The 24349-nt window shown below is 61.9% G+C and carries 23 protein-coding genes; 9 read left to right on the top strand and 14 right to left on the bottom strand.

The window, feature by feature from the left end:
• Window positions 1-79 precede the first annotated feature (79 nt).
• From tsaC to BN1130_RS01835, 6 genes are all read right to left on the bottom strand, one after another.
• On the bottom strand, window positions 80-640 hold the full coding sequence (gene tsaC / locus BN1130_RS01860) for an L-threonylcarbamoyladenylate synthase type 1 TsaC (protein WP_042039916.1): 561 nt from the start codon (window positions 638-640) through the stop codon (window positions 80-82).
• A 49-nt stretch (window positions 641-689) separates the two neighbouring features.
• On the bottom strand, window positions 690-1196 hold the full coding sequence (gene purE, locus BN1130_RS01855) for a 5-(carboxyamino)imidazole ribonucleotide mutase (protein ID WP_042039915.1): 507 nt from the start codon (window positions 1194-1196) through the stop codon (window positions 690-692).
• 73 nt (window positions 1197-1269) lie between these two features.
• The gene (locus tag BN1130_RS01850) at window positions 1270-1827 is read right to left on the bottom strand and encodes a DNA topoisomerase family protein (RefSeq protein ID WP_042039913.1); all 558 of its coding nucleotides are present in this window, start codon (window positions 1825-1827) and stop codon (window positions 1270-1272) included.
• Window positions 1828-1880: 53 nt separating this feature from the next.
• Window positions 1881-2354 carry a DUF494 family protein gene (locus BN1130_RS01845; protein ID WP_042039912.1) on the bottom strand — a complete coding sequence of 158 codons (474 nt, stop codon included), beginning with the start codon at window positions 2352-2354 and terminating at the stop codon, window positions 1881-1883.
• Window positions 2347-3513 (bottom strand): DNA-processing protein DprA, encoded by a 1167-nt coding sequence (gene dprA, locus BN1130_RS01840; protein WP_042039911.1) that lies wholly within the window; start codon window positions 3511-3513, stop codon window positions 2347-2349. The genes BN1130_RS01845 and dprA overlap by 8 nt, the downstream gene beginning before the upstream one ends.
• Window positions 3514-3524: 11 nt before the next feature.
• The gene (locus tag BN1130_RS01835) at window positions 3525-4613 is read right to left on the bottom strand and encodes a LysM peptidoglycan-binding domain-containing protein (protein ID WP_042039910.1); all 1089 of its coding nucleotides are present in this window, start codon (window positions 4611-4613) and stop codon (window positions 3525-3527) included.
• A gap of 108 nt (window positions 4614-4721) precedes the next feature.
• Between BN1130_RS01835 and def the strand changes: the two genes are divergently transcribed.
• The 5 genes from def (at window position 4722) to BN1130_RS01810 (ending at window position 10524) form a co-directional block, all read left to right on the top strand.
• Window positions 4722-5234, top strand: a complete 513-nt coding sequence (def, locus tag BN1130_RS01830) for a peptide deformylase (RefSeq protein ID WP_005893461.1) — start codon at window positions 4722-4724, stop codon at window positions 5232-5234.
• A gap of 12 nt (window positions 5235-5246) precedes the next feature.
• Window positions 5247-6191: a methionyl-tRNA formyltransferase gene (gene fmt / locus BN1130_RS01825; protein WP_042039909.1), complete on the top strand. Its 945-nt coding sequence runs from the start codon at window positions 5247-5249 to the stop codon at window positions 6189-6191.
• A 60-nt stretch (window positions 6192-6251) separates the two neighbouring features.
• A complete protein-coding gene (gene rsmB / locus BN1130_RS01820) occupies window positions 6252-7547 on the top strand; it encodes a 16S rRNA (cytosine(967)-C(5))-methyltransferase RsmB (RefSeq protein WP_042039908.1) in 1296 nt (431 codons plus the stop codon).
• Between the two features lie 64 nt (window positions 7548-7611).
• Window positions 7612-8988, top strand: coding sequence for a Trk system potassium transporter TrkA (gene trkA, locus BN1130_RS01815; protein ID WP_042039907.1), 1377 nt, complete (start codon window positions 7612-7614; stop codon window positions 8986-8988).
• 93 nt (window positions 8989-9081) lie between these two features.
• A complete protein-coding gene (locus tag BN1130_RS01810; protein ID WP_042039906.1) occupies window positions 9082-10524 on the top strand; it encodes a TrkH family potassium uptake protein in 1443 nt (480 codons plus the stop codon).
• A gap of 63 nt (window positions 10525-10587) precedes the next feature.
• Here the strand turns inward: BN1130_RS01810 and rmuC are convergent, their stop codons facing one another.
• The gene (gene rmuC, locus BN1130_RS01805) at window positions 10588-11928 is read right to left on the bottom strand and encodes a DNA recombination protein RmuC (RefSeq protein WP_084218099.1); all 1341 of its coding nucleotides are present in this window, start codon (window positions 11926-11928) and stop codon (window positions 10588-10590) included.
• Window positions 11925-12140, bottom strand: coding sequence for a hypothetical protein (locus tag BN1130_RS01800; RefSeq protein ID WP_042039905.1), 216 nt, complete (start codon window positions 12138-12140; stop codon window positions 11925-11927). Before BN1130_RS01800 ends, rmuC begins: the two co-directional genes overlap by 4 nt.
• Before the next feature lie 136 nt (window positions 12141-12276).
• On the opposite strand from BN1130_RS01800, the gene BN1130_RS01795 reads away from it, so the two are divergent.
• A complete protein-coding gene (locus tag BN1130_RS01795; protein WP_042039904.1) occupies window positions 12277-12789 on the top strand; it encodes a ferredoxin-type protein NapF in 513 nt (170 codons plus the stop codon).
• 64 nt (window positions 12790-12853) lie between these two features.
• Here BN1130_RS01795 and BN1130_RS01790 read toward each other — a convergent pair whose 3' ends face one another.
• From BN1130_RS01790 to aptA, 6 genes are all read right to left on the bottom strand, one after another.
• Complete coding sequence (locus tag BN1130_RS01790; RefSeq protein ID WP_042039903.1) at window positions 12854-13306, bottom strand: Rrf2 family transcriptional regulator; 453 nt, start codon at window positions 13304-13306, stop codon at window positions 12854-12856.
• Window positions 13307-13536: 230 nt separating this feature from the next.
• Entirely contained in the window at window positions 13537-14376 is an 840-nt protein-coding gene (locus BN1130_RS01785; RefSeq protein ID WP_042039902.1) for a PfkB family carbohydrate kinase, read from the bottom strand.
• Window positions 14377-14485: 109 nt separating this feature from the next.
• Entirely contained in the window at window positions 14486-15601 is a 1116-nt protein-coding gene (gene ald / locus BN1130_RS01780; RefSeq protein WP_042039900.1) for an alanine dehydrogenase, read from the bottom strand.
• Between the two features lie 42 nt (window positions 15602-15643).
• Complete coding sequence (locus BN1130_RS01775; protein ID WP_042039899.1) at window positions 15644-16363, bottom strand: glutamine amidotransferase-related protein; 720 nt, start codon at window positions 16361-16363, stop codon at window positions 15644-15646.
• 54 nt (window positions 16364-16417) lie between these two features.
• Window positions 16418-17914 (bottom strand): CoA-acylating methylmalonate-semialdehyde dehydrogenase, encoded by a 1497-nt coding sequence (locus BN1130_RS01770; RefSeq protein ID WP_042039898.1) that lies wholly within the window; start codon window positions 17912-17914, stop codon window positions 16418-16420.
• A gap of 105 nt (window positions 17915-18019) precedes the next feature.
• The gene (gene aptA / locus BN1130_RS01765) at window positions 18020-19351 is read right to left on the bottom strand and encodes an omega-aminotransferase AptA (RefSeq protein ID WP_042039897.1); all 1332 of its coding nucleotides are present in this window, start codon (window positions 19349-19351) and stop codon (window positions 18020-18022) included.
• A gap of 174 nt (window positions 19352-19525) precedes the next feature.
• Here aptA and BN1130_RS01760 point away from each other — a divergent pair, with 174 nt between their 5' ends.
• The 3 genes from BN1130_RS01760 to BN1130_RS21265 all read left to right on the top strand — a co-directional run bounded on the left by BN1130_RS01760 (window position 19526) and on the right by BN1130_RS21265 (window position 24297).
• Window positions 19526-20068, top strand: a complete 543-nt coding sequence (locus BN1130_RS01760) for a cupin domain-containing protein (protein ID WP_042039896.1) — start codon at window positions 19526-19528, stop codon at window positions 20066-20068.
• Window positions 20069-20212: 144 nt separating this feature from the next.
• Complete coding sequence (locus BN1130_RS01755) at window positions 20213-21709, top strand: aldehyde dehydrogenase (RefSeq protein ID WP_042039895.1); 1497 nt, start codon at window positions 20213-20215, stop codon at window positions 21707-21709.
• A 281-nt stretch (window positions 21710-21990) separates the two neighbouring features.
• Window positions 21991-24297 carry an Ig-like domain-containing protein gene (locus tag BN1130_RS21265; protein WP_052448159.1) on the top strand — a complete coding sequence of 769 codons (2307 nt, stop codon included), beginning with the start codon at window positions 21991-21993 and terminating at the stop codon, window positions 24295-24297.
• The last annotated feature ends 52 nt before the right edge of the window (window positions 24298-24349 follow it).

The raw sequence follows: 24349 nt of genomic DNA, 5'->3' as shown, positions 1-24349 counted from the left end.
CTTCTCCAGCCAACGGGATCAAAGAGTCCCGCCTCGTTATCGTCTTGTCGCAATTTCCCCTACGGGGGACAACGGGATGTCAGGAGGGACGGATCAGGGCACCAGTGCGGGCATCCTTGATCTCGGACGGGTTGCACAGCCCGCCCACCTCCCCGGCCTGTATATGCGCCAGTTGTTCGGCCAGCCCGGGCGGTATCTGGGCAATATTGCGGGCCGGCTCTTCACCAGTCAGATTGGCACTGGTCGATACCAGTGGCTTGCCGAAGGCACGACACAGGGCCTGAACCTGGGGGTGGGCACTAATCCGTACTGCCAGGGTATCGAATCGGCCAGTCAGCCAGTCAGGGGTATGAGCCCTGGCTGGCATGATCCAGGTGAAGGGGCCGGGCCAGCTGGCCAGTACCTGGGCGCGCTGCTCGGCGCTCAACTGGGTCAGGTCGATATAAGCCTCCAGCTGGGCCAGATCGGCGGCAATCAAGATAAGCCCCTTCTCCATCGGCCGCTGTTTGATGGCGAGCAACTGCTGCACGGCAGCCTGGTTATCGGGGTCGCACCCCAGGCCAAATACAGCCTCGGTGGCATAGGCAATGACGCCGCCAGCACGAAGGGCGGCGACGGCTTGTTCGAATTCGTTCTGCATAGGAGATTCTGTATCAAAAAAATGCGGCAGCCGAGCTGCCGCATGGGACTTATTTCAGCAACTGAGCCTGAAGGGCGGCATCTTTGGCCATCACTTCTTCGGCATTTTTCTGACGCTCGGCACGTACCTTGACGGCCAGGGCGTCATCGGCCACGGCCAGCATCTGTGCGGCCAGATAACCTGCGTTCTTGGCACCAGCCTTGCCGATGGCAACGGTCGCAACCGGCACGCCACCCGGCATCTGCACGGTGGAGAGCAGAGCATCCAGACCCTTGAGCGGGCCACCGTCTATGGGCACACCGATCACGGGACGAGTGGTGATACCGGCAACGGCACCGGCCAGGTGCGCAGCCAAACCAGCAGCACAGATGAAGACCTTGCAACCACGGGCTTCGGCATCGGTGACGTACTGGTGGGTCGCAGCCGGGGTACGGTGCGCAGAGGTGACTTTCACTTCCACTGTGATATCGAAGGACTTGAGTACTTCCAAGGTGGTCTGCATCACGGGGAAATCTGAATCAGAACCCATCAGCACAGCAACAAACGGTTTATTCATGGTGGGAATTTCCTTACTCCAAGTGGGGGGTTGAAGTTACCGCAAACGTTTCGCTCGCTCGACGGCGGCGCGATTATACCTGCTCGCTTTGATGACCGCATTTCTTTTGCGGGCAGATAAATCTTAATATTCCCCGCACCCGCTTCTCGACCATGATAGCCCAGCCACATTCGGAACAAGGTATGGCCACCGGCTTGTCATTGACCACATATTTGCAATGGGGATAGTCATTGCAGCTGTAGAATTGCTTGCCATAACGGGAGGTGCGGCTGAGCAGATGGCCCTTGCCACAGGCAGGACAGGGGATCTGGGTATCACCACTCTCCTGCAATGAGGCCATGTGCTGACAGGCAGGGTATTGGGTACAACCGACGAAGAGACCATAACGTCCCTTCTTGATGGCCAGTGGCTGGCCGCAATCGGGACAGATTGAACCTTCCAGCACCTTCTCGATGTCGCGACCGGATGGGGCCAGGGAACGGATATAGTCGCAGGCGGGGTAGCTGGCACAACCGAGAAAGGGGCCGTGCTTGCCTTGGCGGATCACCAATGCAGCGCCGCACTGGGGGCAAGGCTCACGCTCAAGCGCATGCTCGTGGGCAGAAAAGAGCTGATGGTCGATCTTGGACATGGCCGCGCCTCGAATTCGGATGATCCGGATTCTACCAGCGCGGCACCGGGCTGTCAGTGCAGTATGCCGTCCGACTCGTCGAACACCAGCTCTTCCATCTGCTGGTAAGCGGTCTCGCTGCCGGGGACATTGAACAGCACCATCATCACGACCCACTTGAGGTCATCGAGTTCGATATCGGGTTTGTCGAGTTCGAGCAGTCGCTCGATGCAGATCTCGCGGGTCTCGGCATTGAGTACCTGAGCCTGCTCCAGGAACAACATGAAGCCACGGCACTCGGTGCCAAGACGCACCAACTCTTCGGGGGCATAGATTCGCATCGAGCCCTGGGCGCTGGCGGTCACATAGACTTCACGTTCGCTATCGTGCAGATTGGCCAGCCGTTCCAGCCAGTTGAGGGCCTTGTTGATCTCGTCCTGGTCGAAACCGGCACGGGTCAACTCGTCGGTGAGTTCATCTTGTTCGACCGTTACATCGGCATCACTGTGGATGTAGGTCTCGAAAAGGTACATCAATACATCAAACATGATTCGCCCTCCTCGCTTTGACGTATCCACCGGCTACCGCTATCACAGCACCTGCCAGCTCAAGCTCGACTAATCTGCCCAGTACCACCTCGACAGGAAGCTCGGTCCGTTCGGCAACGGTATCCACACTCGTGGTCTCATAATCTACGTTATCCAACAAATCGGCATAAGGCAATGCACTATTAATAGCGGTATTAGCGTCGATATTGCCACCATTACTGGCATCCGAGGGGACCCCGCCCACCCCTGACGGAATGAAAATCTGTGTCCAGTGGAGTTCAGCCAGCACATCCTCGGCATTGAGTACCAGTTTGGCCCCCTGCTGGATCAGCCGGTTGCAACCCAAAGCCTGCTCGTTTTGCGGGGCACCGGGCACGGCAAACACCTCACGCCCTTGCTCCAGTGCGTAACGAGCCGTGATGAGAGAGCCACTCTGCTCGGCGGCCTCGACCACCAGCGTACCCAGGGAGAGGCCGCTGATGATGCGGTTACGACGGGGGAAATGTTCGGCCAATGGCCCCTTGTCCGGTGCAAATTCGGAGATGATCAGACCGCCATTGCCCAGGATCTGCTCAGCCAGGAGTTGATGGCGTTTGGGGTAGACCTGATCCAACCCGGAGCCAAGCACGGCAAGGGTGATACCGCCAGCGGCCAGTGCTTGCTGATGGCAGACGCCATCTATGCCAAGGGCCAACCCCGAGGTGATCGCCAGTCCGGATCCCACCAATGCCTGAGCGAGCCTGGCCGCATTATCTTTGCCCGCATAACTGGGGTGACGACTGCCCACCATGGCAATCTGCGGTAAGCACAAGGCGTCAAGATCGCCGCGACAGTAGAGCAAGAGGGGGGCCGCAGGGATCTCCCGCAGCAAGGGAGGATATGCCGGACTGCCCAGGCAAATGAGTCTGTTGCCGGGGCGGTCAGCCCAGACAAGCGCCTGATCTACCCCGGCACCGGGGTGGCGCAGGGCCCTGATCTGCTCCCATTTCAGGCCTAAATCATGGAGATGGGCATCATCGCAATCAAACAGCGCAGTTATGCCACCCTCTGGCTTTTCTGCGGCGGCACGCTCAGCCAGGGCCGCCAAAAGACGCGAAGCGGTGACAGGCCCTATCCCGGGTACGCTTTCCAGTATCAGCCAGGCTCGGAGTTCATCCATGATGACCGAGCTCAGAAATTACTGACCTTGTAACCTGTACTCACCATGTCCTGGCTCTGCAATATCATGCCGTAACTCAGCTTGTCATAGACCTTGAACAGCATGATGCGGGCGATGGACTCGTCAGGCAGAGGAGTCCGGCCCGCCGAGTGGAAGCCCTTGTCATAGAGGGACGAGAAGTCGCGATAGGAGACCTTGCCATACTTGTCAGTCAGGCGGAGTCCGGGTCGCTGCACGTCCAGCACATCACCGGGCGCCATCTGATCGCGAGCCCCCTTGTTGATTAGGACAATGTCAAACTTGCCACCACCACGGGCCTTGCTCGGCAACTCGACCACATAGCCAGGGCTGGTGAGCGGTGCAGCCTTGGGGGTAAACAAGGCAGAGAGGTTCTCTTGAGCCGGCAAGGGCATCAGCTTGTCCCCCTGATAGACTTCGCGCTGATTGCTGGTGAGGAGGATACGGCTGCGATCCTTGGCCAGTCGCGCCTGCGCATGAGCCGTCCCCACGAAGATGGCCTCCTGGCCCAGCAGCTCGCGGGTCTTCTCGTCTTTGTAAATGGTGCCTGGCCGATAGATGCCATAGTCCTGACCCGGGATCAGATCCCCCTGCACATAGAGGGTTGCCCCCTCCAGCATGCCGACATGGCCTTCATTTTCACCCAGGATATAGGGCAAGGCCTTGCTCTCCTGGCGCGTCGCGAAGATGTGATCCGTCTGCATGAAGGGACCAATTTCGCTCAACGGCAATGTCGGGATAGGATTCGCTTTACTCTCATAGTGATTCTTGGGGGAGAGGGTGATGACCCGCTTTCCACCTTGTACCATCTTGCCGAGGCGCGGCTGGCCATTGACCCAGCTGAGTTGCAGCACATCCCCCGGGTATATCCAGTGCGGATTCGCAATCTGCGCATTGATATTCCAGAGCTGGGGCCAAAGCCAAGGCTGCTCGAGATACTTGCCGGAAATATCCCACAGGGTGTCGCCCTTCTGGACCACATAGTTACTGGGATAACCGCTTTTGAGGGACAGCGTCTGGGCCTGTGCGCCCTGGCTTATCAGGGCCAGCAGACAGGCAAAAGTCGTTTGCTTCAGATACATAACACTCCCTGTTATTTCTGTGCGCAAAGTGTTGCTGTTTTTTGTCGGCGTAAATGACTAGAATTACGTCAATATTGACTGCAATTATACGAAACTAAAGATAAGACTATGGCCATTCTAGATGTATTGCGTTTCCCCGATGAACGTCTGCGGACCGTTGCAGCCCCTGTCGAGACCATTACACCCGAGTTACAACACATTGTAGATGATATGTTCGACACCATGTATGCGGAGGAAGGCATAGGCCTGGCCGCAACTCAGGTCGACATCCATCAGCGCATCATAGTTATCGACGTCTCTGAGGATCGAGAAGATCCTCTGGTGCTGATCAACCCGGAAGTCATTGCCCAGTCAGGCAGCACAGGTATCGAAGAGGGTTGCCTCTCTGTACCAGGCAGCCGTGCGCTGGTGCCCCGCGCCGAGTGGATCAAAATCCGCGCCCTGGACCGTAACGGCAAGCCGTTCGAACTCGAAGCGGACGATCTGCTGGCTATCTGCATCCAGCATGAGATGGATCATCTGGTGGGCAAGCTGTTTGTGGATTACTTGTCCCCACTCAAGCGCCAGCGCATCCGTCAAAAACTGGAAAAAATGGCGCGCGAAGACCGTAAAGCCGGTTAAGGACCTGCCCCTTTGAATAAATTGAAACTGATTTTTGCCGGTACCCCCGACTTCGCCGCCCGTCATCTGGCGGCGTTGTTGTCTTCCGACCATGAGGTCGTTGCCGTTTACACCCAGCCGGACAAACCCGCTGGCCGTGGCCAGAAGCTGACGGCCAGCCCGGTCAAGGAGCTGGCGCTTGCGCACCAGTTGCCCGTCTACCAACCCGCCTCCCTGCGCAATGAAGAGGCCCAGGCCGAACTCAAGGCACTGGGTGCCGACCTGATGGTGGTCGTCGCCTATGGCCTGATCCTGCCCAAGGTGGTGCTCGATACCCCGCGTCTGGGTTGCATCAATGTCCACGGCTCCCTCCTGCCACGCTGGCGTGGTGCGGCGCCCATCCAGCGCGCCATCTGGGCGGGAGATGCCGAAACCGGCGTGACCATCATGCAGATGGATGTGGGCCTGGACACCGGTGCCATGATCCGCAAGGTAGCTTGCCCCATCGCCCCCGACGAAACCTCCGCCAGCCTCTATGACAAGCTGGCCGAGCTGGGCCCCCAGGCATTGGTCGAGACGCTAGACGAGATAGCCGCCGGCAACGCCCTCGCCGAGCCGCAGGATGATGCCCTGGCCAATTACGCCCAGAAGCTCTCCAAGGAGGAGGCGCGCATCGACTGGTCCATGGACGCCGTCGCCATTGAGCGCTGCATACGAGCCTTCAATCCCTGGCCTATCAGCTGGTTTGAAGTGGCAGAACAGACCGTCAAGGTCTGGCAGGCAGAAGCACTCGAGGCCGAACATGACCAGCGTCCCGGCACCCTGCTCAAGGCCGACAAGCAGGGGATCGACATCGCCACCGGCCATGGCATCCTGCGTCTGCTGACTCTGCAACCTCCCGGCAAGAAAGCCATGTCCGTCTCGGATCTGCTCAACTCGCGCCGTGACTGGTTTGCCCCCGGCATCCGACTGCATTGAGCTGGATGGAATTGAAACAAGCGGGGCCCAAGCCCCGACTTGCGCATCTAAGGTAACATTATGAAAACACGTGCACAGGCCGCTCTCGTCATTCAACAGGTGCTGGATCAGGGGCTGTCCCTCTCCGCCGTTCTGCCTGCTGCCCAGGAGAAGGTCGCCCCCCGCGATCGCGCCCTCCTGCAAGAACTCTGCTACGGCACTCTGCGCTGGATGCCGCGCCTGGATGCCGCCGTCAACGAGATGATGGACAAGCCCCTCAAAAACAAGAGCCGCATCTTCCACTATCTGATCCTGGTCGGGCTCTATCAGCTCATCTACACCCGTATCCCGGCTCACGCCGCCGTGGCCGAGACCGTCAATGCGGTCAAGCTGCTCAAGGGCAGCTCGCTGCGAGGCCTGATCAACGGCGTGTTGCGCAACTTCCAGCGCAGCGCCGAGGTGATACTGGCTCGTATCGACAGGGTACCCAGCATACGCCTCGGCCACCCCGAGTGGCTCACCAAGCGTCTGCGCCAGGCCTACCCCAACCAGTGGGAATTCATCATGGAGGCCAACAACCAGCGCCCACCCATGTGGATCCGCAACAACGGTCAGCGCCAGAGCCGCGACCAGATGCTGACGCGCATGGCCGAGGCGGGCATCAATGCGCTGGCCGGTGAAGAGGGTGCTGACTGCATCTTGCTGGAGCGTCCCTGTGACGTGACCAAACTGCCCGGTTTCGAACAGGGTGACTGCTCGGTGCAAGATGGCGCCGCCCAGCTCGCCGCCCAGCTGCTCGACCCGCAACCGGGCGAGTGGATACTGGATGCCTGCGCCGCCCCGGGCGGCAAGACGGCACATCTGCTCGAGCGCCAGCCCGACTTGGCCGGAGTGGTCGCCGTCGATGCCGACGATAACCGCCTCAAACGGGTGCAGGAGAATCTGGATCGCATCGGTCTCAAGGCCCGGCTCATCCATGGGGATGCCAGCACCCCGGAGCAGTGGTGGCCAGAGGGTCAGTTCGACCGCATCCTGCTCGATGCTCCCTGCTCCGCCACCGGCGTCATCCGTCGCCACCCCGACATCAAGTGGCTGCGCCGGGATCAGGACATTCGCGAGCTGGCCGAGTTGCAGGGCCGCATCCTTGCCGCACTCTGGCCAAGGCTTAAAGTGGGCGGCACCCTGCTCTACGCCACCTGCTCGGTGTTGCCAGAAGAGAACCGCGATCAGGTGCGCACCTTCCTTGCCGCGACCAAGAGTGCCCGTCTGGTACCACTCCACGCCCAAGACAGCCCGGCCTCTCCGGGTCGCCAGTTCCTGCCGGGCGAGGCGGGCATGGATGGTTTCTACTACGCCAAGCTGATAAAAGAAGCCTGATGAATGCGGCCATGGGCCAGCCTGCTGGCCCCCTCCACCCCCTTGATGCGAGTAACGCTTCCCTATGAAAATCATCATACTGGGAGCCGGCCAGGTCGGCGGCACCCTGGCCGAGAACCTTGCCGGGGAGAACAATGACATCACCCTGGTCGACACCGACAGCGACCGGTTGCGCGAGCTGCAAGACAAGTTCGACTTGCGGGTGGTCAATGGCCACGGCGCCCACCCCAAAGTGCTGCGCGAGGCGGGAGCCCAGGATGCGGACATGCTGGTCGCCGTCACCAACAGTGATGAAACCAACATGATCGCCTGCCAGATCGCCTACTCGCTGTTTAACACCCCGAACAAGGTGGCGCGTATTCGCTCCCCCTCTTATCTGGCTGAGCGGGATCGGCTCTTTCTGCCCGAGGCGATACCAGTGGATCACCTCATCGCCCCCGAACAGCTGGTGACCGACTATGTACGTCGGCTGATTGAATATCCGGGTGCCTTGCAGGTGGTGGACTTTGCCGGTGGCAAGGTGGGTCTGGTGGCGGTCAAGGCCTACTATGGCGGCCCCCTGGTCGGCAACGCACTCTCGACCCTGCGTGAGCACATGCCCAACATAGAGACCCGGGTGGCGGCCATCTTCCGCCAGGGCCGCTCCATCCGCCCGCAAGGCACCACCATCATCGAGGCCGATGACGAGGTGTTCTTCGTCGCCGCGGCTGGTCATATCCGCGCCGTGATGTCCGAGTTGCAGCGCCTCGAGAGTCCCTATCGCCGCATCATGATCGTCGGTGGCGGCAACATCGGAGCCGGTCTCGCCCGCCAATTGGAGAAGCGCTACAGCGTCAAGTTGATCGAGCGTAACCAGAAGCGGGCCGAGCAACTCTCAGAACTGCTGGAAAACACCATCGTCTTCTGTGGCGATGCCGCGGATCAGGAGCTGCTCGCCGAGGAGCACATCGATCAGATCGACGTCTTCATCGCGGTCACCAACGAAGATGAGGCCAACATCATGTCGGCCCTGCTCGCCAAGAAGATGGGGGCCAAGAAGACGATGGTACTCATACAACGCAGTGCCTACGTGGACTTGGTGCAAGGCGGCTCCATCGACATCGCCATCTCGCCCCAGCAAGCCACCATCTCGGCGCTGCTGACCCACGTGCGCCGGGCCGATATCGCCAACGTCTACAGCCTGCGCCGTGGCGCGGCCGAGGCCATCGAAGCCATTGCCCACGGCGATGAAAATACCTCCAAGGTGGTCGGTCGCTCTGTGGGTGAACTGAAACTGCCGCCCGGCACCACCATAGGTGCGGTCGTCCGCGGTGATGAGGTGTTGATCGCTCACGATCGCACCAAGATCCAGCAAGATGACCATGTGGTGATGTTCCTCGTCGACAAGAAGTACATACCGGAAGTGGAGCGATTGTTCCAGCCAAGCCCCTTCTTCCTGTAACCTGACCATGCCCACTCTTCAAGCAGACAAGACCCGGTTCACCGCTCCTCGCGGTGGCCGGTGTTTCGCTCATCAACGACCAGGCGATTCATCATGATCAAGCTGCGTCCCATCGTCTTCACCCTGGGTCTGGTGCTTTCCAAACTTGCCCTGTTCATGTGGCTGCCCACCCTGCTCGCGCTGCTTACCGGCTCCGAGGGATTCGTCGAATTTCTGCAATCCGTGGTGATCACCCACCTCGCCGCCTTCTGGTGCCTGCACTATGGCCGCAAGGCCGAGTTTCACCTTGGCGTGCGCGAGATGTTCCTGCTCACCACCTCGGTGTGGGCGGTAGCCTGCCTGTTTGGCGCCCTGCCCTTCGTGTTCATCACTCACATCGGCTTCGCCGACGCCTACTTCGAGACCATGTCCGGGGTCACCACCACGGGATCCACCGTGCTGTCCGGGCTGGACGGCATGGCCCACAGCATCTTGTTGTGGCGCTCCATCTTGCAGTGGCTGGGAGGGGTCGGCTTCATCGTGATGGCGGTGGCCGTGCTGCCCTACCTCAACGTGGGCGGCATGAAGCTGTTCCAGACCGAGAGCTCGGATTGGTCAGACAAGAGCGCCCCCCGCGCCAAGACGGTGGCCAACAACATAGTGCAGGTCTATCTGGTGCTCTCCATGCTCTGCTTCCTTGCCTACTGGGCGAGCGGCATGAACAGCTTCGAGGCCATCAACCATGCCATGACCACCCTCAGCACCGGGGGCTACTCCACCTCGGATCAATCCATGTCCCACTTCTCTCACGCGGCACACTGGATTGGTACCCTGTTCATGTTCCTGGGGGGCTTGCCCTTCCTGCTCTATGTCCAGAGCCTGACCCGGCGCGACACCAGCCTGATCCGCGATGCCCAGGTGCGCGGCTTCTTCTGGCTCGTGGTCTGGGTCACGCTCATCATGACCTTCTACCTCTGGCATCGCGGCACCTTCGACTTCATGGATGCACTGCGGATCAGCGCCTTCAATATCGTCTCGGTGCTGACCACCACAGGTTATGGTCTGGGGGATTTCGGTACCTGGGGGCCGCTCACCAGCATCCTCTTCCTCTTCCTGCTGGGACTGGGGGCCTGCTCGGGATCTACCGCAGGCGGCCTCAAGATATTCCGGGTGCAAGTGGCGTTCTCCCTGTTCAGGAAGCAGATGCGCCAGCTGATGCACCCCTCGGGGGTCTTCCCCCAGAAGTACAATGGCCGCCCGGTCAACGAGGCGATAGTGCGCTCCCTGATCGCCTTCGTGCTCGCCTACTTCGCCATCATCATCTTGATCGCCGCCCTGCTGGCACTGATCGGGCTGGATCCCCTCACCGCCTTGTCCGGCTCCATCACGGCGGTAGCCAACGTGGGCCCCGGCATGGGGCCCGTCATCGGCCCCAGCAGCAACTTTGCCAGCCTGCCGGATACGGCCAAGTGGCTACTGTCATTCGGCATGCTGCTGGGGCGACTCGAGATATTGACGGTAGCCGTCATCTTCTTCCCCTCCTTCTGGAAGCAATAAGCCGCCGCCGGACAGCAAAAAGGGCAGCCACTGGCTGCCCTTTCTCATGAGGTCGATACTGGCTCAGTCCCCTGACTCTTCCCGCTCCAGGGCGCGATTGACCAGCGGCTCTGGCAGGGTCTTGGTCACCTCCACCCCCAGCTCGCGGAATCGCTCGGCCTGGGCGATCAGGTTGCCGCGACCGCTGGCGAGTCGGCCCATGGCCTTGTCATAACTCTCCTGCGCCTTGTTCAGACTGCCGCCAAGCTGCTGCATCTCCTCCACAAACAGTCGCAGCTTCTCGTAGAGACGGCCGGCCCGCTCGGCTATCTGGCGGGAATTCTGGTTCTGACGCTCGTAGCGCCACAGGTTCTCTATGGTGCGCAGCGCCACCATCAGGTTGGTGGGGCTGACCAGCAGTATGTTGTGGTCCAGGCCATAGCGCACCAGGGAGGGATCTGCCTCCAGTGCCGCCAGGAAGGCAGGCTCCACCGCCACGAACATCAGCACATAGTCCAGGGTGCGCACCCCGGGCAACTGCTGGTAATCCTTGCGGCCCAGCTCGCGGATATGATTGCGCACCGAGGCGACATGCTCTTTCAGGGCCACGGCCCGGGTCAGATCATCCTCGCCGTTGTACCAGCGCTCGTAGGCGGTCAGCGACACCTTGGCATCGATGATGATGTCTTTTTCCTGGGGCAGGTGAACGATGACGTCGGGCTGATAACGCTTGCCCTTGTCGGTCTCAAGGCTCACCTGGGTGTCATATTCGTGTCCCTCGCGCAGGCCGCACTCATGAAGAATGCGCGCCAGCACCACCTCGCCCCAGTTGCCCTGTTGCTTGCTGTCCCCCTTGAGGGCGCGGGTCAGGGCCGCAGCCTCCTCCGTCATCCGGGCGTTGAGTTCGGCCAGGCGTTCCAGTTCAAACTTGAGACTGTGGCGCTGGGCCGTCTCCTGGGCATGGGTCTCACCCACCTGGCGGCGAAAGCCCTCCAGCTGCTCCTTGAGCGGCACCAGCAGGTTATCCAGGCTGTGCTGGTTGAGTTCACGGAAGTTGCCCGAGTTCTGCTCGAAGATACGGTTGGCGAGGTTCTCGAACTGCTGGCCGAGCCGCGCCTCCGCCTGCTGTTGCAGCGCCAGCTTCTCGGCACTGGCGAGCCGCTCGCTGCGCAGGGTCGCCTCGGCGTCCTTGAGACGGGCGGTGAGCTTGATGATGACATTCTGCTGTTGCTCGAGCTTGTCCTGCCCCTGCAACTGCTCATCGTGCAGCTCGGCCAGTCGCGCCTGCCAGGCACTGGCTCGCTCCTGGCTCAACGCCAGCGCCTGGCTCAGGGCCTGGGCGCCCTGACGCCCCCACAACCAACCGAGCCCGAGCGCCAGCAAGGCCCCGCCACTCAGCCAGAGCCACGGCAGCGGCTCCATCATCGCCGGCTCCGCTGCCGCAGGAACAGCAAGAGATAGCGGTTGATCAGGATCCAGAGCACCACATAGAGCAGATAGGAGGCCAACACCACCCATTTGTGATTGTTGACACCGCTGTCCAGCTCATCGAAGCCGATCCCCTTGAACCGGCAGTAGCCCCACATCAGCAGGGGGAAGACATAGAGCAGGGAAGCCCGCCACAGAAATAACCACATAGAGTCGACCCAGCAAAAAAGACTCGCCTAGCTTACACAAGGGGGGCTGGCCTTGCGATCCCGCCGTGACGGTTCCGCTGGCTTGCATGGCATAAACCCCATAGAATTACCCCCTAATGGGTATCAGGAGCAGAGCATGGCGCATTTCCTCTGTCGACGATTGACGCGGCTCTGGGCCAGACGTCGCCCGGGCACCATCAGTTGCCGCGAGGCGCGCCCGCCCTGGGCTATCGAGGAATCCCAATTCCTCGCCCTCTGCCAACGCTGCGGCAACTGCTTCCAGGCCTGTCCAAACGGCCTCATCAAGCCTGCCGCTGGCCCCGAGTACCAAGACAGCCCCATCGCCGGTACCCCGGTGCTGGATCTCGACTGTGGCCAGTGCAGCTATTGCGGCAGCTGTGCCAGAGCCTGCCCGAGCGGCGCCCTCGATCTGCGCTACGGCCGCCAGGTGCAGACCCGGGTCAGGATAGAAAGCAGCTGTCAGGCCAGGCAGGGGTTCTACTGCTTGCTGTGTGAGGATGCCTGTCCCCAGCAGGCCATCAAGGCCAGCCCGGACGGAGTCACGGTCAACATGGCAGCCTGCGATGGCTGCGGCGCCTGTGGCCTCGCCTGCCTCTATGGTGCCATCAGCCTGGTACGCCAACCCTGACGCCCGCTGGCAGCGGATAGCAGAAGGGGCCCGCAGGCCCCCTCTTTATGCTGGATAACGAAGTTCAACTCACGACCAGGTGCTGCTCCTGCTCCATGCCGAGCAGGTGGCAGAGCCGGGTCGGATCGTTCACCACATCGGCGAGGGTGTACTCCCCCAGCACCTCGAGGAAGGCGTTCATCGCCTTGCGCAATATGCCCTGAATACGGCAGCCACCAGCCAAGCGGCAGTTATCCGTCTTGCAATAGGCGGGACAGAGGATGTTCTCCATGTCCATCACCACATCACGCAGGTTGATGGAGACGGCGGAGCGGCCGAGACGGATGCCCCCATGCTTGCCACGCACCGTCTCGATGTAACCCTTGATGCCAAGCTGGTGCACTATCTTGACCACGTGGTTGCGGGAGATGGCAAAGGTGTCGGCCACTTCAGTGATGGTCGAGAGCCGGTCCGTCGGCTGGAGCGCCAGAAAGGTCAAGGCGCGCAGGGCATAGTCGGTAAAACGTGTCAGTTGCATGGTGGTACTGCCTCTCACTACAGCCGGATTCGGACAAGAAGAGCCAAGGTTAAGAGCAGCGGTAGCGAGTGTCGATAAAGATGCACATAAATCGACACTTTCTTTGATTGAACGCAAACTTGCCGCCTTGTTGCACGCTTCTAGCCGGTTTGAGCGCGAACGGGCAGTTATGCCAAGGGGGCGAGAGGGCGGGATGACGCCTCAGTGCCACCCTGCGGAAGGTGTCGCCATCAGTGCCCCTGTTCCAGCCAGGACTTGAGCGCCGCAGAGGGAATGGAGCTCTGACTGGCAACGGCAAAGGCGCCCCAATCCACGGCGCACTGCAATGCCGCCTCAATGGCCATGCCCCGCGCCAACCCATGAATGAGCCCGGCGGCGAAGGCATCCCCGGCGCCCGTGGTGTCCACCACAGAGACGGGCCGCGCCGCTACCCTGATCCGCTCCTCTCCATGGATGGCGACGGCCCCGGCCTTGCCCTCGGTCAGCACCAGCCATTGCAACTGCTCACCGGCCAGCGCCCGGGCATGAGCCCAGGGGTCAGCGATCTCCCCCAGATCCGAGCGCGAGGCCACCAGCAGGTGACAGGGCCTCAAGTGCTTGCCGCCCTTGGGATATTGCGCCACCACCAGACAGCCGTCCTGCATCTGGCGCATATAGTCCGCCACCGCCCCTCCCGGATAGTTGACATAGAGGCAATCCACCCCCTGGCTCGGCAAGTTACCGGGCAGATCGGGACGCCGGGGCTGGCGCAAGATGGTGCGCTCGCCAGTGGAGTCCACCAGGATCAGCAACTCCCCGGTCTCACCGCCAAAGCGCTCCACATGGCTGCACTCCAGGCCATGGCTGCGCGCCTCGGCCAGCAACCAGTCCCCGGTGTCATCCAGGCCGATCCGCGAGGCGATGGCGACCTCATGCCCCGCCCACACCAGCCCTATGCCGGTGTTGGCGGCTCCGCCCCCCAGGCGCCGCCCCCGATCCAGATATTGCAAGCGGGCCCCCGCGACCAGAGGCTCGGAGAGGGATAACACATGGTCACAGTTGAGATTGGCGAGCAGCAGAATGCGGGACATGACGGATCCTCAGGCAGGGCGAGGGCCCATTATAAAGAGAAAGGGCCATGACGGCCCTCCCTGATACGCTGAGAATGTGAAGCCTGTCGCCCAGGTTCACTCCCCCCAATCACCCCAGCACAGTGGCCGCGCTGACGTAGTCGTAACCGAGGGCCTCGGCCACCGCCTGCTGGGTCACCTTGCCCTTATAGACATTGAGTCCGGCCAGCAGATGCCTGTCCTCCCTGAGGGCCTGCTGGTAACCCTTGTCTGCCAGAGCCAGCACGAACGGCAGCGTGGCATTGGTAAGGGCGAAGGTGGAGGTGCGCGCCACCCCGCCCGGCATGTTGGCCACGCAGTAGTGGATGATGCCATCGACCACATAGGTGGGGTCTTCATGGGTGGTTGGCCTGGAGGTCTCAAAGCAGCCCCCCTGGTCGATGGCCACGTCCACCAGCACCGAGCCCTTGCGCATCAACCCCAGCATGGCGCGGGTCAGCAGCTTGGGCGCTGCCGCCCCCGGGATCAGCACGGCGCCGATCACCAGATCCGCCTGGGCGATGCAGGCCTCGATATTGGCCTTGGTCGAATAGAGGGTCTTGAGGGCCGGGCCATAGAGGCCATCGAGCTCCCGCAGTCTCGGCAGGGATCTGTCCAGGATGGTGACATCCGCCCCCAGACCCAGCGCCATGCGCGCCGAGTTGACGCCGACCACGCCACCGCCCAGCACCACCACCTTGGCAGGGGCCACCGCGGGGACGCCGCCGAGCAGGGTGCCATTGCCGCCCTGGGCCTTCTCCAGACTGTGAGCACCGGCCTGCACCGCCATGCGCCCCGCCACCTCGGACATGGGTGCCAGCAGTGGCAAGCCGCCGCGATCGTCGGTGACCGTCTCGTAGGCGATGGCGACCGCCCCCGAGTGAACCAATAACTGGGTCTGTACCGGATCCGGCGCCAGATGCAGATAGGTGAACAGCAATTGCCCCGGGCGCAGCAGCTCGCACTCCTCGGGCTGCGGCTCCTTCACCTTCACGACCATCTCGGCCCGGGCGAAGATCTCGGCGGCGCTGGCGACCAGTTCGGCCCCGGCAGCGCGGTACTCTTCGTCGGACAGACCGATGGCCTCACCGCCCCGCACCTGCACCAGTACGGTATGACCTCGAGCCGTCAGCTCCTGCACCCCCGAGGGGGTCATGCCAATCCGGTACTCGTGGTTTTTGATTTCCTTGGGTACACCAATGATCATCTCAATGCTCCTGCGTTCATCCCTGTATCCCGCCGGGGCCGCTTAGGGCCGACCCGGCAGTATCCCTAAAAATCGCAACAACCAACCCATCATGATGGTGGAATCCACCTCCTGCTCCAGCGAGTCGAGGCAGGCCTGATAACGCTCAGGGGCCAGATGCGACTGCCGCTTCTCGATCAGTGCCCTGTCATAGTCAACCGGGAACTCCGGGTGACCCTGGATGGCGACGATGTGCTCCCCCTGACCGAACATGAAGTTCGGGCAAAAACCATTGCCTGCCAGCCGGCGTCCACCGGGGGGGAGCAGCGCCACCTGATCCTGATGGCTCGCCAGGATGCGGATCTGATCGAGGGCGGGCTGCATCCAGGGCTCGCTCGCCAGCATGGCATTGGTGGCGACCCCCAGTCCCCAGCCTTTGTCGGACTTGACCACTTCGCCGCCCAGCGCCTGGGCGATCACCTGGTGGCCGAAGCAGACCCCGGCCAGCTTGGCCCGGGCCTCATCCGCCCGGCGTACCCACTCCCGCAATGCTTCCACCCAGGGGGCATCCCCATGGGCGTCATGGCGCGATCCCGTGATGAGCCAGGCATCGCACTCATCCAGATCCGCCGGCAAGTCGCCATCTAGGGCCGACCAGACCCGAAATTCCAGATCCGGTGCCAAGGCCCTGAATCCCTCGATAAACATCCCGGAATAGACCCGGCCAAAACGGGCTTCGAACTCCGGATCCAGCCGATCACAATCGAGAATTCCCAGTCGCATCCTTTACTCCTTTATACGTCCATAGGGCGGGCCGACCCAAAGCGGCCCAGGGCCCTACTTCATGGTCGGCATGGCAAACTCGGCACCGGCCCGCAGGCTCTGGGGCCAACGGGCGGTCACCGTCTTCATCTTGGTGTAGAACCGCACCCCATCCGGCCCATGCATATTGAGCGGCCCGAAGATGGATCGCTTCCAGCCACCGAAGCTGTGGAACGCCATGGGCACGGGGATGGGAACGTTCACCCCTACCATACCGACCTGAACCCGCGTGGTGAAGTCCCGCGCCGTATCGCCGTCACCGGTAAAGATGGCGGTGCCGTTGCCGTACTCATGCTCATTGATGAGCTTGAGTGCCGTTTCATAGTCCGGGGCCCGCACTATGGCGAGCACCGGGCCGAAGATCTCCTCCCGGTAGATGCGCATCTCGGGGCCGACCCGATCGAACAGGCTGCCACCGATAAAGTAGCCCTGGCCATGACTCACCCCACGACCATCGACCCGCAGCAGGGCCCCCTCGGCCACCCCCTGATCCACGTAACCGCGCACCTTGGCCAGATGCTCGCGGCTGATGAGCGGCCCCATCTCACTCTCCGGGGTCATACCCACACCGGGACCCACCCGCAGTGCCTCGACGAGGGGCGCCAGCTTGGCCACCAGGGCATCGGCGGTCTCCTCTCCCACCACCACCGCCACCGAGATCGCCATGCAGCGCTCACCGGCCGCGCCATAGGCGGCGCCCATCAGGGCGGAGACCGCCTGATCGAGATCCGCATCCGGCATCACCACCATGTGGTTCTTGGCGCCGCCCAGGGCCTGTACCCGCTTGCCATGGGCCGAGGCGGTTGCGTAGATGTATTCGGCGATGGGGGTGGAGCCGACGAAGGAGACGGCGGCCACCCGCGGGTCGGTCAGCAGCACATCGACCACCTCCTTGTCGCCATTGACCACGTTGAGCACCCCGTCTGGCAGACCGGCCTGCTTGAGCAGCTCGGCCATGCGCAGGGCCAGCGAAGGATCCTTTTCGGACGGCTTGAGGATGAAGCTGTTGCCGCAGGCCAGGGCCACCGGGAACATCCACAGCGGCACCATGGCCGGGAAGTTGAACGGCGTGATGCCGGCGCAGACCCCGACCGGCTGCATCATGGAATAGCTGTCCACCCCGCGCCCCACATTGAGGGAGTGCTCCCCCTTGAGCAGATGGGGGATGCCGCAGGCGAACTCCACCACCTCCAGCCCCCGGGTCAGCTCCCCCTGGGCATCGGAGAAGACCTTGCCGTGCTCGCGGCTGATGAGTGCGGCCAGCTCGTCCCTGTGCAACTCCATCAGCTCCTTGAAGCGAAACAGCACCCGGGCCCGCACCAGTGGCGGGGTCTGGGACCAACCGACGAAGGCCGCCTCGGCAATGGCGATGGCCTCACCACACTCGGCGGCGCTGCTGAGCGCGACCTGGCCCTGCTGCTGGCCGGTGGCCGGATTGAAGATAGGGGCGAAGCGTTCGCTGTGGCTGGCGCTGAACTCGCCGTTGATGAAGTTGGTGACCCTGTATTCCATGCATCCTCCGTGATGGGTAATGACTCTCCCCTGCGCCCGACTTGGTCAGGACCCAGGGCACTGACCCGCCAATAGTGGGTCAGTGAATTCCGTACTATGGGTTGCTCACTCCTGGGCCTGCAGGACGTCCTGCAGCAGGGTAAAGAGGTCGTCTATCTCGCTGCGCTCTATGATGAGCGGTGGCGACAGGGCGATGATGTCGCCGGTGACCCGGATCAGGGCCCCCTTCTCGAAGCAACGCACGAACACCTCATAGGCGCGCTTGCCCGGCGCCCCCGCCATGGATTCCAGCTCGATACCCGCCACCAGACCGTAGTTGCGCACATCCTTGACATGCTTGCAGCCCTTCAACGAATGCGCGGCCTCCTGCCAGTAATCGGCCAGCTCGGCGGCGCGGTGCAGCAGGTTCTCGTTGCGGTATATCTCGAGGGTCGCCAGACCGGCGGCCGCGGCCACCGGGTGCCCTGAGTAGGTGTAGCCGTGGAACAGCTCGATGGCCCCCTTGCCCGCGCCCATCATGTCGTCATAGATGTGGTTCTGGACCAGCACGGCTCCCATGGGGATGGCCCCATTGGTGAGCCCCTTGGCGCAGGTGATGAGGTCGGGGATGACGTCGAACTCCTGGGCGGCGAAGGGTGCCCCCAACCGGCCAAATCCGGTGATCACCTCGTCGAAGATGAGCAGGATGCCGTGCCTGGTGCAGATATCCCGCAGCCGCTTGAGGTAGCCCTTGGGCGGCATGATGACCCCGGTACTGCCGGCGATGGGCTCGACGATGACCGCGGCGATATTGCTGGCATCATGGAGGAAGACGATCTTCTCCAGCTCGTCGGCCAGGGTCAGATCTTCCTCGGGCAGCCCCTTGGTGAAGGCATTCTTGGCAATGTCGAGGGTGTGGGGCAGATGATCCACGCCGCCGAGCAGGGAGCCGAACCACTTGCGGTTACCGGGGATGCCGCCGACCGAGATGCCGCCAAACCCCACCCCGTGATAACCGCGCTCACGGCCAATCAACCGGGTGCGGGTGCCCTGACCGCGGGCCCGCTGCCAGGCGAGCGCAATCTTCAGTGCCGTATCCACCGACTCTGAACCCGAGTTGGTGAAGAAGACATGGCCAAAACCCTGGGGGGCTATCTCTACCAGCTGGTTGGCGAGTTCAAACGGCAGGGGATGACCCATCTGGAATGTGGGGGCGAAGTCGAGATGGGAGATCTGCTGGGAGACCGCCTCGGCGATTTCCCGGCGACCGTGCCCTGCATTGCAACACCAGAGGCCGGCGGTGCCGTCCAGTATCTTGCGGCCATCCTCTGCGCGATAATACATGCCCTCGGCAGACTTGAGGATGCGCGGCGCCGCCTTGAACTGCTGATTGGCGGTGAAGGGCATCCAGAAGGCGGACATATCCGCCGGCGTATTGATGTCACTGACAACTTTCATGGTCACCTCATCCTTAAGGTGTTTAGCTACTCTGGGTGAGCGCCTATTAAATTAAACACCTATATCCATAAAAAAGGGCGCTATGCTGCCCAGTGATGGTGTCACCCCGACCAGGGTGGTATAAGATATTTAACACAAATTCAATAATAGTAAACACTCGAGGAGAACAGAAGGATGGATATAGGTCAGCGCCTCAAGGCGGTCCGCACCAAGGCGGCCCTGTCCCAGCGTGAACTCGCCAAACGCTCGGGGGTGACCAATGGCTTTATCTCCCAGATAGAAAAGAATCAGGTCAGCCCCTCGGTCGCCTCCCTGCGCAAGGTGCTGGCAGGCATTCCCATGTCCCTCGCCAGCTTCTTCACCGACGAGACGGCCCTGGACTCCGAAGTGGTGTTTCGCGCCGCCGACATGCCGGATCTCGGTAGTCACCCCATCAGCTATCGTCTGGTCGGCCATAGCCGCGCCAACCGCGCCATTGGCATGCTGCAAGAGATATTGCCCCCTGGCGCCGACACCGGTGACGACATGCTCAGCCATGACGGGGAAGAGTGCGGCATCGTCATCCAGGGTCAGATTGAGGTGACCATAGGCGAGCAGATCCACCTGCTCGGTGCCGGTGACGGCTACTACTTCGACAGCCGCACCCCACACCGTTTTCGCAATGTCGATGAACAGGAGTGTGTGCTGATTTCGGCCAATACCCCGCCCACCTTCTGACCCCTGTCTCGGGCCGAGGTGGGCCGCCATGCCGGGTGCCCGTCGACATCCCTGTTTAAGGAATTGTTACAACCTGGATTTACAGACGGCAAAATGTTTAGCATATTGATACGCGGACAACCTTTGCACGTTCAAGGAGCGAACATGAGTGACATGACCCTGGCCCAGTGGCAATACCGACAGGCCCAGCTGAACCTCCCCACCCAGGCGTTCATCGATGGCAGTTATCGTGATGCCGTCAATGGTGCCACCTTCGATTGCATCAACCCGGCCAATGGCCAACTGCTGGCAAAAGTTGCCGCCTGCGACGCCGCCGATGCCGAGCTGGCCGTCGCAGCCGCCCGCGCCGCCTTCAACGACAAGCGCTGGGCGGGGCAATCCCCCAAGGAGCGCAAGCTGGTGATGCAGCGCTTCGCCGAGCTGATGCGGCTCAACAAGGTGGAGCTGGCCCTGCTGGAATCCCTGGACATGGGCAAGCCCATCATGGATGCCATGAACTACGATGCACCGGCCGCGGCCAACTGCATCGCCTGGAATGGCGAGGCCATCGACAAACTGTATGACGAGGTCGCCCCGGTCGAGGAGGGCGCCCTGGCCCTGATCACCCGGGAGCCGCTGGGCGTCGTCGCCGCCATAGTGCCCTGGAATTTCCCGCTGGTGATGGCGTGCTGGAAGCTGGGTCCGGCGCTCGCCACCGGTAACTCCGTCATCCTCAAGCCGTCCGAAAAATCCCCCCTCACCGCCCTGCGTATCGCCGGGATAGCCAAAGAAGCGGGCATTCCGGACGGCGTGTTCAATGTGTTGCCGGGCTTTGGTCATACCGTGGGTGAGGCGCTCGCCATGCACATGGACGTGGACTGCATCACCTTCACCGGCTCCACCAAAATCGGCAAGCATCTGGTGCAGTGCTCCGGCAAGTCGAACCTCAAGCGTGCCTTCATGGAGTGCGGCGGCAAGAGCCCCAACATCATCTTGGCGGATGCGCCGGATCTGGACGCCGCCGCATCGAGCGCCGCCGCCGCCATCTTTTACAACCAGGGGGAGGTGTGCACCGCCGCCTCCCGCTTGCTGGTGCAAAACAGCATCAAGGCCGAGTTCATCGAGCGGCTGCTGGCCCATGCCCGCGAGTGGGTCTCGGCAGATCCCCAGGATCCCAGCACCCGCATCGGTGCCATGGTCGACGGCATTCAGATGGAACAAGTGCTGCGTTATATCGACATCGGCAAGCAGGAGGGCGCCAAGCTGCTGCTCGGCGGTCAGCGCACGCTGGAGGAGAGCGGCGGCTTCTATATCGCCCCCACCATCTTCGACGAGGTGACGCCCCAGATGCGCATCTTCCGCGAGGAGATCTTCGGCCCAGTGCTCGCCATCACCGGCTTCGATACCCTCGAAGAGGCGATTGCTCTCGGCAATGACACAGATTACGGCCTGGCCGCCGCCATCTGGACCGCGGATCTCAACAAGGCGATCAAGGGCTCTCGCGCCCTGCGCGCCGGGACCGTCTTCGTCAACAACTGGGACGGCGGTGATATGACGATGCCCTTTGGCGGCTTCAAACAGTCGGGCAATGGTCGTGACAAGTCACTGCACGCCCTGGAAAAATACACCGAGCTCAAGAGCACCTGGATCCAGCTTGCTTGACGAGCAACCGCCTCCACAAGCCCCCTTCAGATTTGCTTCACATGTCACAGATTGACGCATGACTTAGCCCCCTCTCCATACCAAATGGGGAAGGGGGGCTTACCCCAGAGAACCCGGCTGAATTAGCCTAGTGGAGCCCAACTTCCCCACCACTGACAGGATGATTTCCACAACTCATTGCGCAAAAACATCAAGATCTTAAGTTCAAGTGATGTTTTACTGACCGGCTTCACATTAAAAGTGATCCGTTTTTGCACACACATGAAGGAAGACCCGCCGCCATGAAACAATGGTTAATCTGTCTACTGGTTGCGACCCAGGCGCTCTTGCTGCTGGCCGGTTGCGACAATACCTCCCATCCCCAGGATCCGGACCAACCGGTCAACCCTATCGTCAGCCTGCAAGTGACCCCGGCCAACCTGCAACTGCCCATAGGCCTGAGTCAGGATCTGGTGGCCACCGCCTTCTATGCTGACGGCAGCTCCCGCGATGTCTCGCAGCAGGCGCTGTGGAGCAGTGATGCTGAATCCCAGGTCTCCCTGGGTACTGCCACTGCCCAGGGAGAGCCCGTGACAGCCCTCGCCGAGGGTGAGGCCAGGGTCACCGCGCTGTTTGATGGCATGAGCGACGTCGCCACCATCAAGGTCACCAATGCCACCGTCACCGACCTGCGGGTCAGCCCGGCCAGCGCCGCTGTGCCCAAGGGCTTCAGCCAGCAGTTGCAGGCCATTGTGACCCTGTCCGATGGCAGCACCCTGGATGTGACCAATAACCCTGCCCTCAGCTGGAGCAGTGCAGATCCTGCCATCGCCACTGTCGACAGCCAGGGTCTGGCCCAGGCCATAGAGGCCGGTAACACCAGCATCAAGGCGAGCGGCTCGGCCAATGGGGTCAACTTCGAGGGGCAATCCGCCCTGACCGTCACCCATCACACCCTGACCAAACTGACCCTGACCCCGGCCAGCGCCACTCTCGCTGCTGGCTTCCAACTGCAACTGCAAGCCATCGCTACCTTCTCCGATGGCAGCACGCTGGATGTGACAGATAACTCGGCCCTGAGCTGGGCCAGCGCGGATCCGGCCATCGCTACCGTCACCGATCTGGGCCTGGCCCAGGGCGTCAGTGCCGGTGCCACCGAGCTTCAGGCCAGCGGCAGCGTCAATGGTGCCAGCTTCAGCGCCACTAGCGCCCTGACGGTCACCAATGCCACTCTGGCCGACATAGTGATCACCCCCAAGGTCAGCAAAGTCACCCTGGGGGAAAGCCAGCAATATAAGGCCCTCGGCAGCTTCAGCGATGGCCATCAGCAAGACCTGAGTCACCAAGTGCAATGGCAAAGCGCGGATGAGACGGTCGCCACCATGGGGCTAATGGGCAGGGCCCATACCCATGCCACCGGTACTACCCAGATCACGGCGAGCCGCGCCGGTGTCACCAGCAACAGCGCCGAGCTGGCTGCCATCAACACCCAGGTCACTACCTGGGGGGGCGAATTCTTCGGGGCGGACAGCAGTGCCGTGCAGCCCCTCACCCAGGTCAGCAGCCTGGTGGCCACCCCTTACAACAACGCCAGCGCCTTCGCCGCCCTCAAGAGCGACGGTACTGTCGTGACCTGGGGTTATGGCCCCTATGGCGGCGACAGCAGCGCGGTCCAGGATCAGCTGGTCGGCGTCACCGCCGTCACCCCTGGTACCCTCGCTTTGGCCGCCTTGCGTGATGATGGCTCAGTAGTCAGCTGGGGGGATGCCGCAAATGGAGGTGACAGCAGCGCCGTGCAGGATAAGCTCAGCCAGGTCAGCGAGATTTTTGCCAACCAAGGCGCCTTTGCCGCCCTCAAGCAGGATGGCACTGTCGTTACCTGGGGCAATCAGAGCAGTGGCGGCGACAGCTCAGCCGTGCAGGCCGAGCTTACCCAGGTTGCCACTATCGAGGGCAATAACAGCGCCTTCGCCGCCCTCAAGCAGGATGGCACCCTGGTCACTTGGGGCGAGCCAAGTAACGGGGGTAACAGCCAAGCCGTACAGGCCCAGCTTATCGATGTCAAAACCCTCTTCCACGGCGCCTTCACCTTCGCAGCCCTCAGGCAGGATGGCACTGTGGTCACCTGGGGCGACGCCACCAGTGGCGGCGACAGCAGCGCCGTGCAGAGCCAGCTCACCGATGTGACCGACATTGTGAGCACAGGAAGCGCCTACGCAGCCCTCAAGCAGGATGGCACCATCGTCACCTGGGGCGATGCCGCCAAGGGCGGTGACAGCAGCGCCGTGCAGAGTCAACTCACCGTTGTGAGCGCTGTCTCGGCGACCGATACCGCCTTCGCTGCCCTCAAGCAGGATGGCACTGTCGTCACCTGGGGCAATCAAAGCAGTGGCGGCGACAGCAGCGCCGTGCAGAGTCAGTTGCTTGACGTGGCCACCATCTACGCCACCGGCACAGCCTTTGCCGCCGTCACCAGCGACGGCCATGTGGTCAGCTGGGGGGATGCCGCCAATGGTGGCGACAGCAGTGCCGTGCAATCCGCACTCAGCCGGGTACAGAGCATAGTGCCAAACAACGGTGCCTTTGCCGCCATCAGCGAGCGTCCCTGAACTCAGGGATAGCAAACCTTCTAGGATGCAAGCGGGGCCAGTGGCCCCGCTT

This window comes from Aeromonas rivuli (genome assembly GCF_000820045.1).
GTDB lineage: Bacteria > Pseudomonadota > Gammaproteobacteria > Enterobacterales > Aeromonadaceae > Aeromonas > Aeromonas rivuli.
This window is presented reverse-complemented; position numbering and strand designations above follow the sequence as displayed.

Bases quoted from the DNA above. Each gene is read 5' to 3' on its own strand.
- BN1130_RS01775 (WP_042039899.1), bottom strand. From the start codon at position 16,363: ATGCGACTGGGAATTCTCGATTGTGATCGGCTGGATCCGGAGTTCGAA.
- BN1130_RS01850 (WP_042039913.1), bottom strand. From the start codon at position 1,827: ATGTCCAAGATCGACCATCAGCTCTTTTCTGCCCACGAGCATGCGCTT.
- BN1130_RS01760 (WP_042039896.1), top strand. From the start codon at position 19,526: ATGGATATAGGTCAGCGCCTCAAGGCGGTCCGCACCAAGGCGGCCCTG.
- BN1130_RS01755 (WP_042039895.1), top strand. From the start codon at position 20,213: ATGAGTGACATGACCCTGGCCCAGTGGCAATACCGACAGGCCCAGCTG.
- BN1130_RS01770 (WP_042039898.1), bottom strand. From the start codon at position 17,914: ATGGAATACAGGGTCACCAACTTCATCAACGGCGAGTTCAGCGCCAGC.
- BN1130_RS01790 (WP_042039903.1), bottom strand. From the start codon at position 13,306: ATGCAACTGACACGTTTTACCGACTATGCCCTGCGCGCCTTGACCTTT.
- rmuC (WP_084218099.1), bottom strand. From the start codon at position 11,928: ATGATGGAGCCGCTGCCGTGGCTCTGGCTGAGTGGCGGGGCCTTGCTG.
- BN1130_RS01810 (WP_042039906.1), top strand. From the start codon at position 9,082: ATGATCAAGCTGCGTCCCATCGTCTTCACCCTGGGTCTGGTGCTTTCC.
- trkA (WP_042039907.1), top strand. From the start codon at position 7,612: ATGAAAATCATCATACTGGGAGCCGGCCAGGTCGGCGGCACCCTGGCC.
- BN1130_RS21265 (WP_052448159.1), top strand. From the start codon at position 21,991: ATGAAACAATGGTTAATCTGTCTACTGGTTGCGACCCAGGCGCTCTTG.
- BN1130_RS01845 (WP_042039912.1), bottom strand. From the start codon at position 2,354: ATGTTTGATGTATTGATGTACCTTTTCGAGACCTACATCCACAGTGAT.
- ald (WP_042039900.1), bottom strand. From the start codon at position 15,601: ATGATCATTGGTGTACCCAAGGAAATCAAAAACCACGAGTACCGGATT.
- purE (WP_042039915.1), bottom strand. From the start codon at position 1,196: ATGAATAAACCGTTTGTTGCTGTGCTGATGGGTTCTGATTCAGATTTC.
- tsaC (WP_042039916.1), bottom strand. From the start codon at position 640: ATGCAGAACGAATTCGAACAAGCCGTCGCCGCCCTTCGTGCTGGCGGC.
- dprA (WP_042039911.1), bottom strand. From the start codon at position 3,513: ATGGATGAACTCCGAGCCTGGCTGATACTGGAAAGCGTACCCGGGATA.
- BN1130_RS01785 (WP_042039902.1), bottom strand. From the start codon at position 14,376: ATGTCCCGCATTCTGCTGCTCGCCAATCTCAACTGTGACCATGTGTTA.
- BN1130_RS01800 (WP_042039905.1), bottom strand. From the start codon at position 12,140: ATGTGGTTATTTCTGTGGCGGGCTTCCCTGCTCTATGTCTTCCCCCTG.
- aptA (WP_042039897.1), bottom strand. From the start codon at position 19,351: ATGAAAGTTGTCAGTGACATCAATACGCCGGCGGATATGTCCGCCTTC.
- BN1130_RS01835 (WP_042039910.1), bottom strand. From the start codon at position 4,613: ATGTATCTGAAGCAAACGACTTTTGCCTGTCTGCTGGCCCTGATAAGC.
- def (WP_005893461.1), top strand. From the start codon at position 4,722: ATGGCCATTCTAGATGTATTGCGTTTCCCCGATGAACGTCTGCGGACC.
- rsmB (WP_042039908.1), top strand. From the start codon at position 6,252: ATGAAAACACGTGCACAGGCCGCTCTCGTCATTCAACAGGTGCTGGAT.
- BN1130_RS01795 (WP_042039904.1), top strand. From the start codon at position 12,277: ATGGCGCATTTCCTCTGTCGACGATTGACGCGGCTCTGGGCCAGACGT.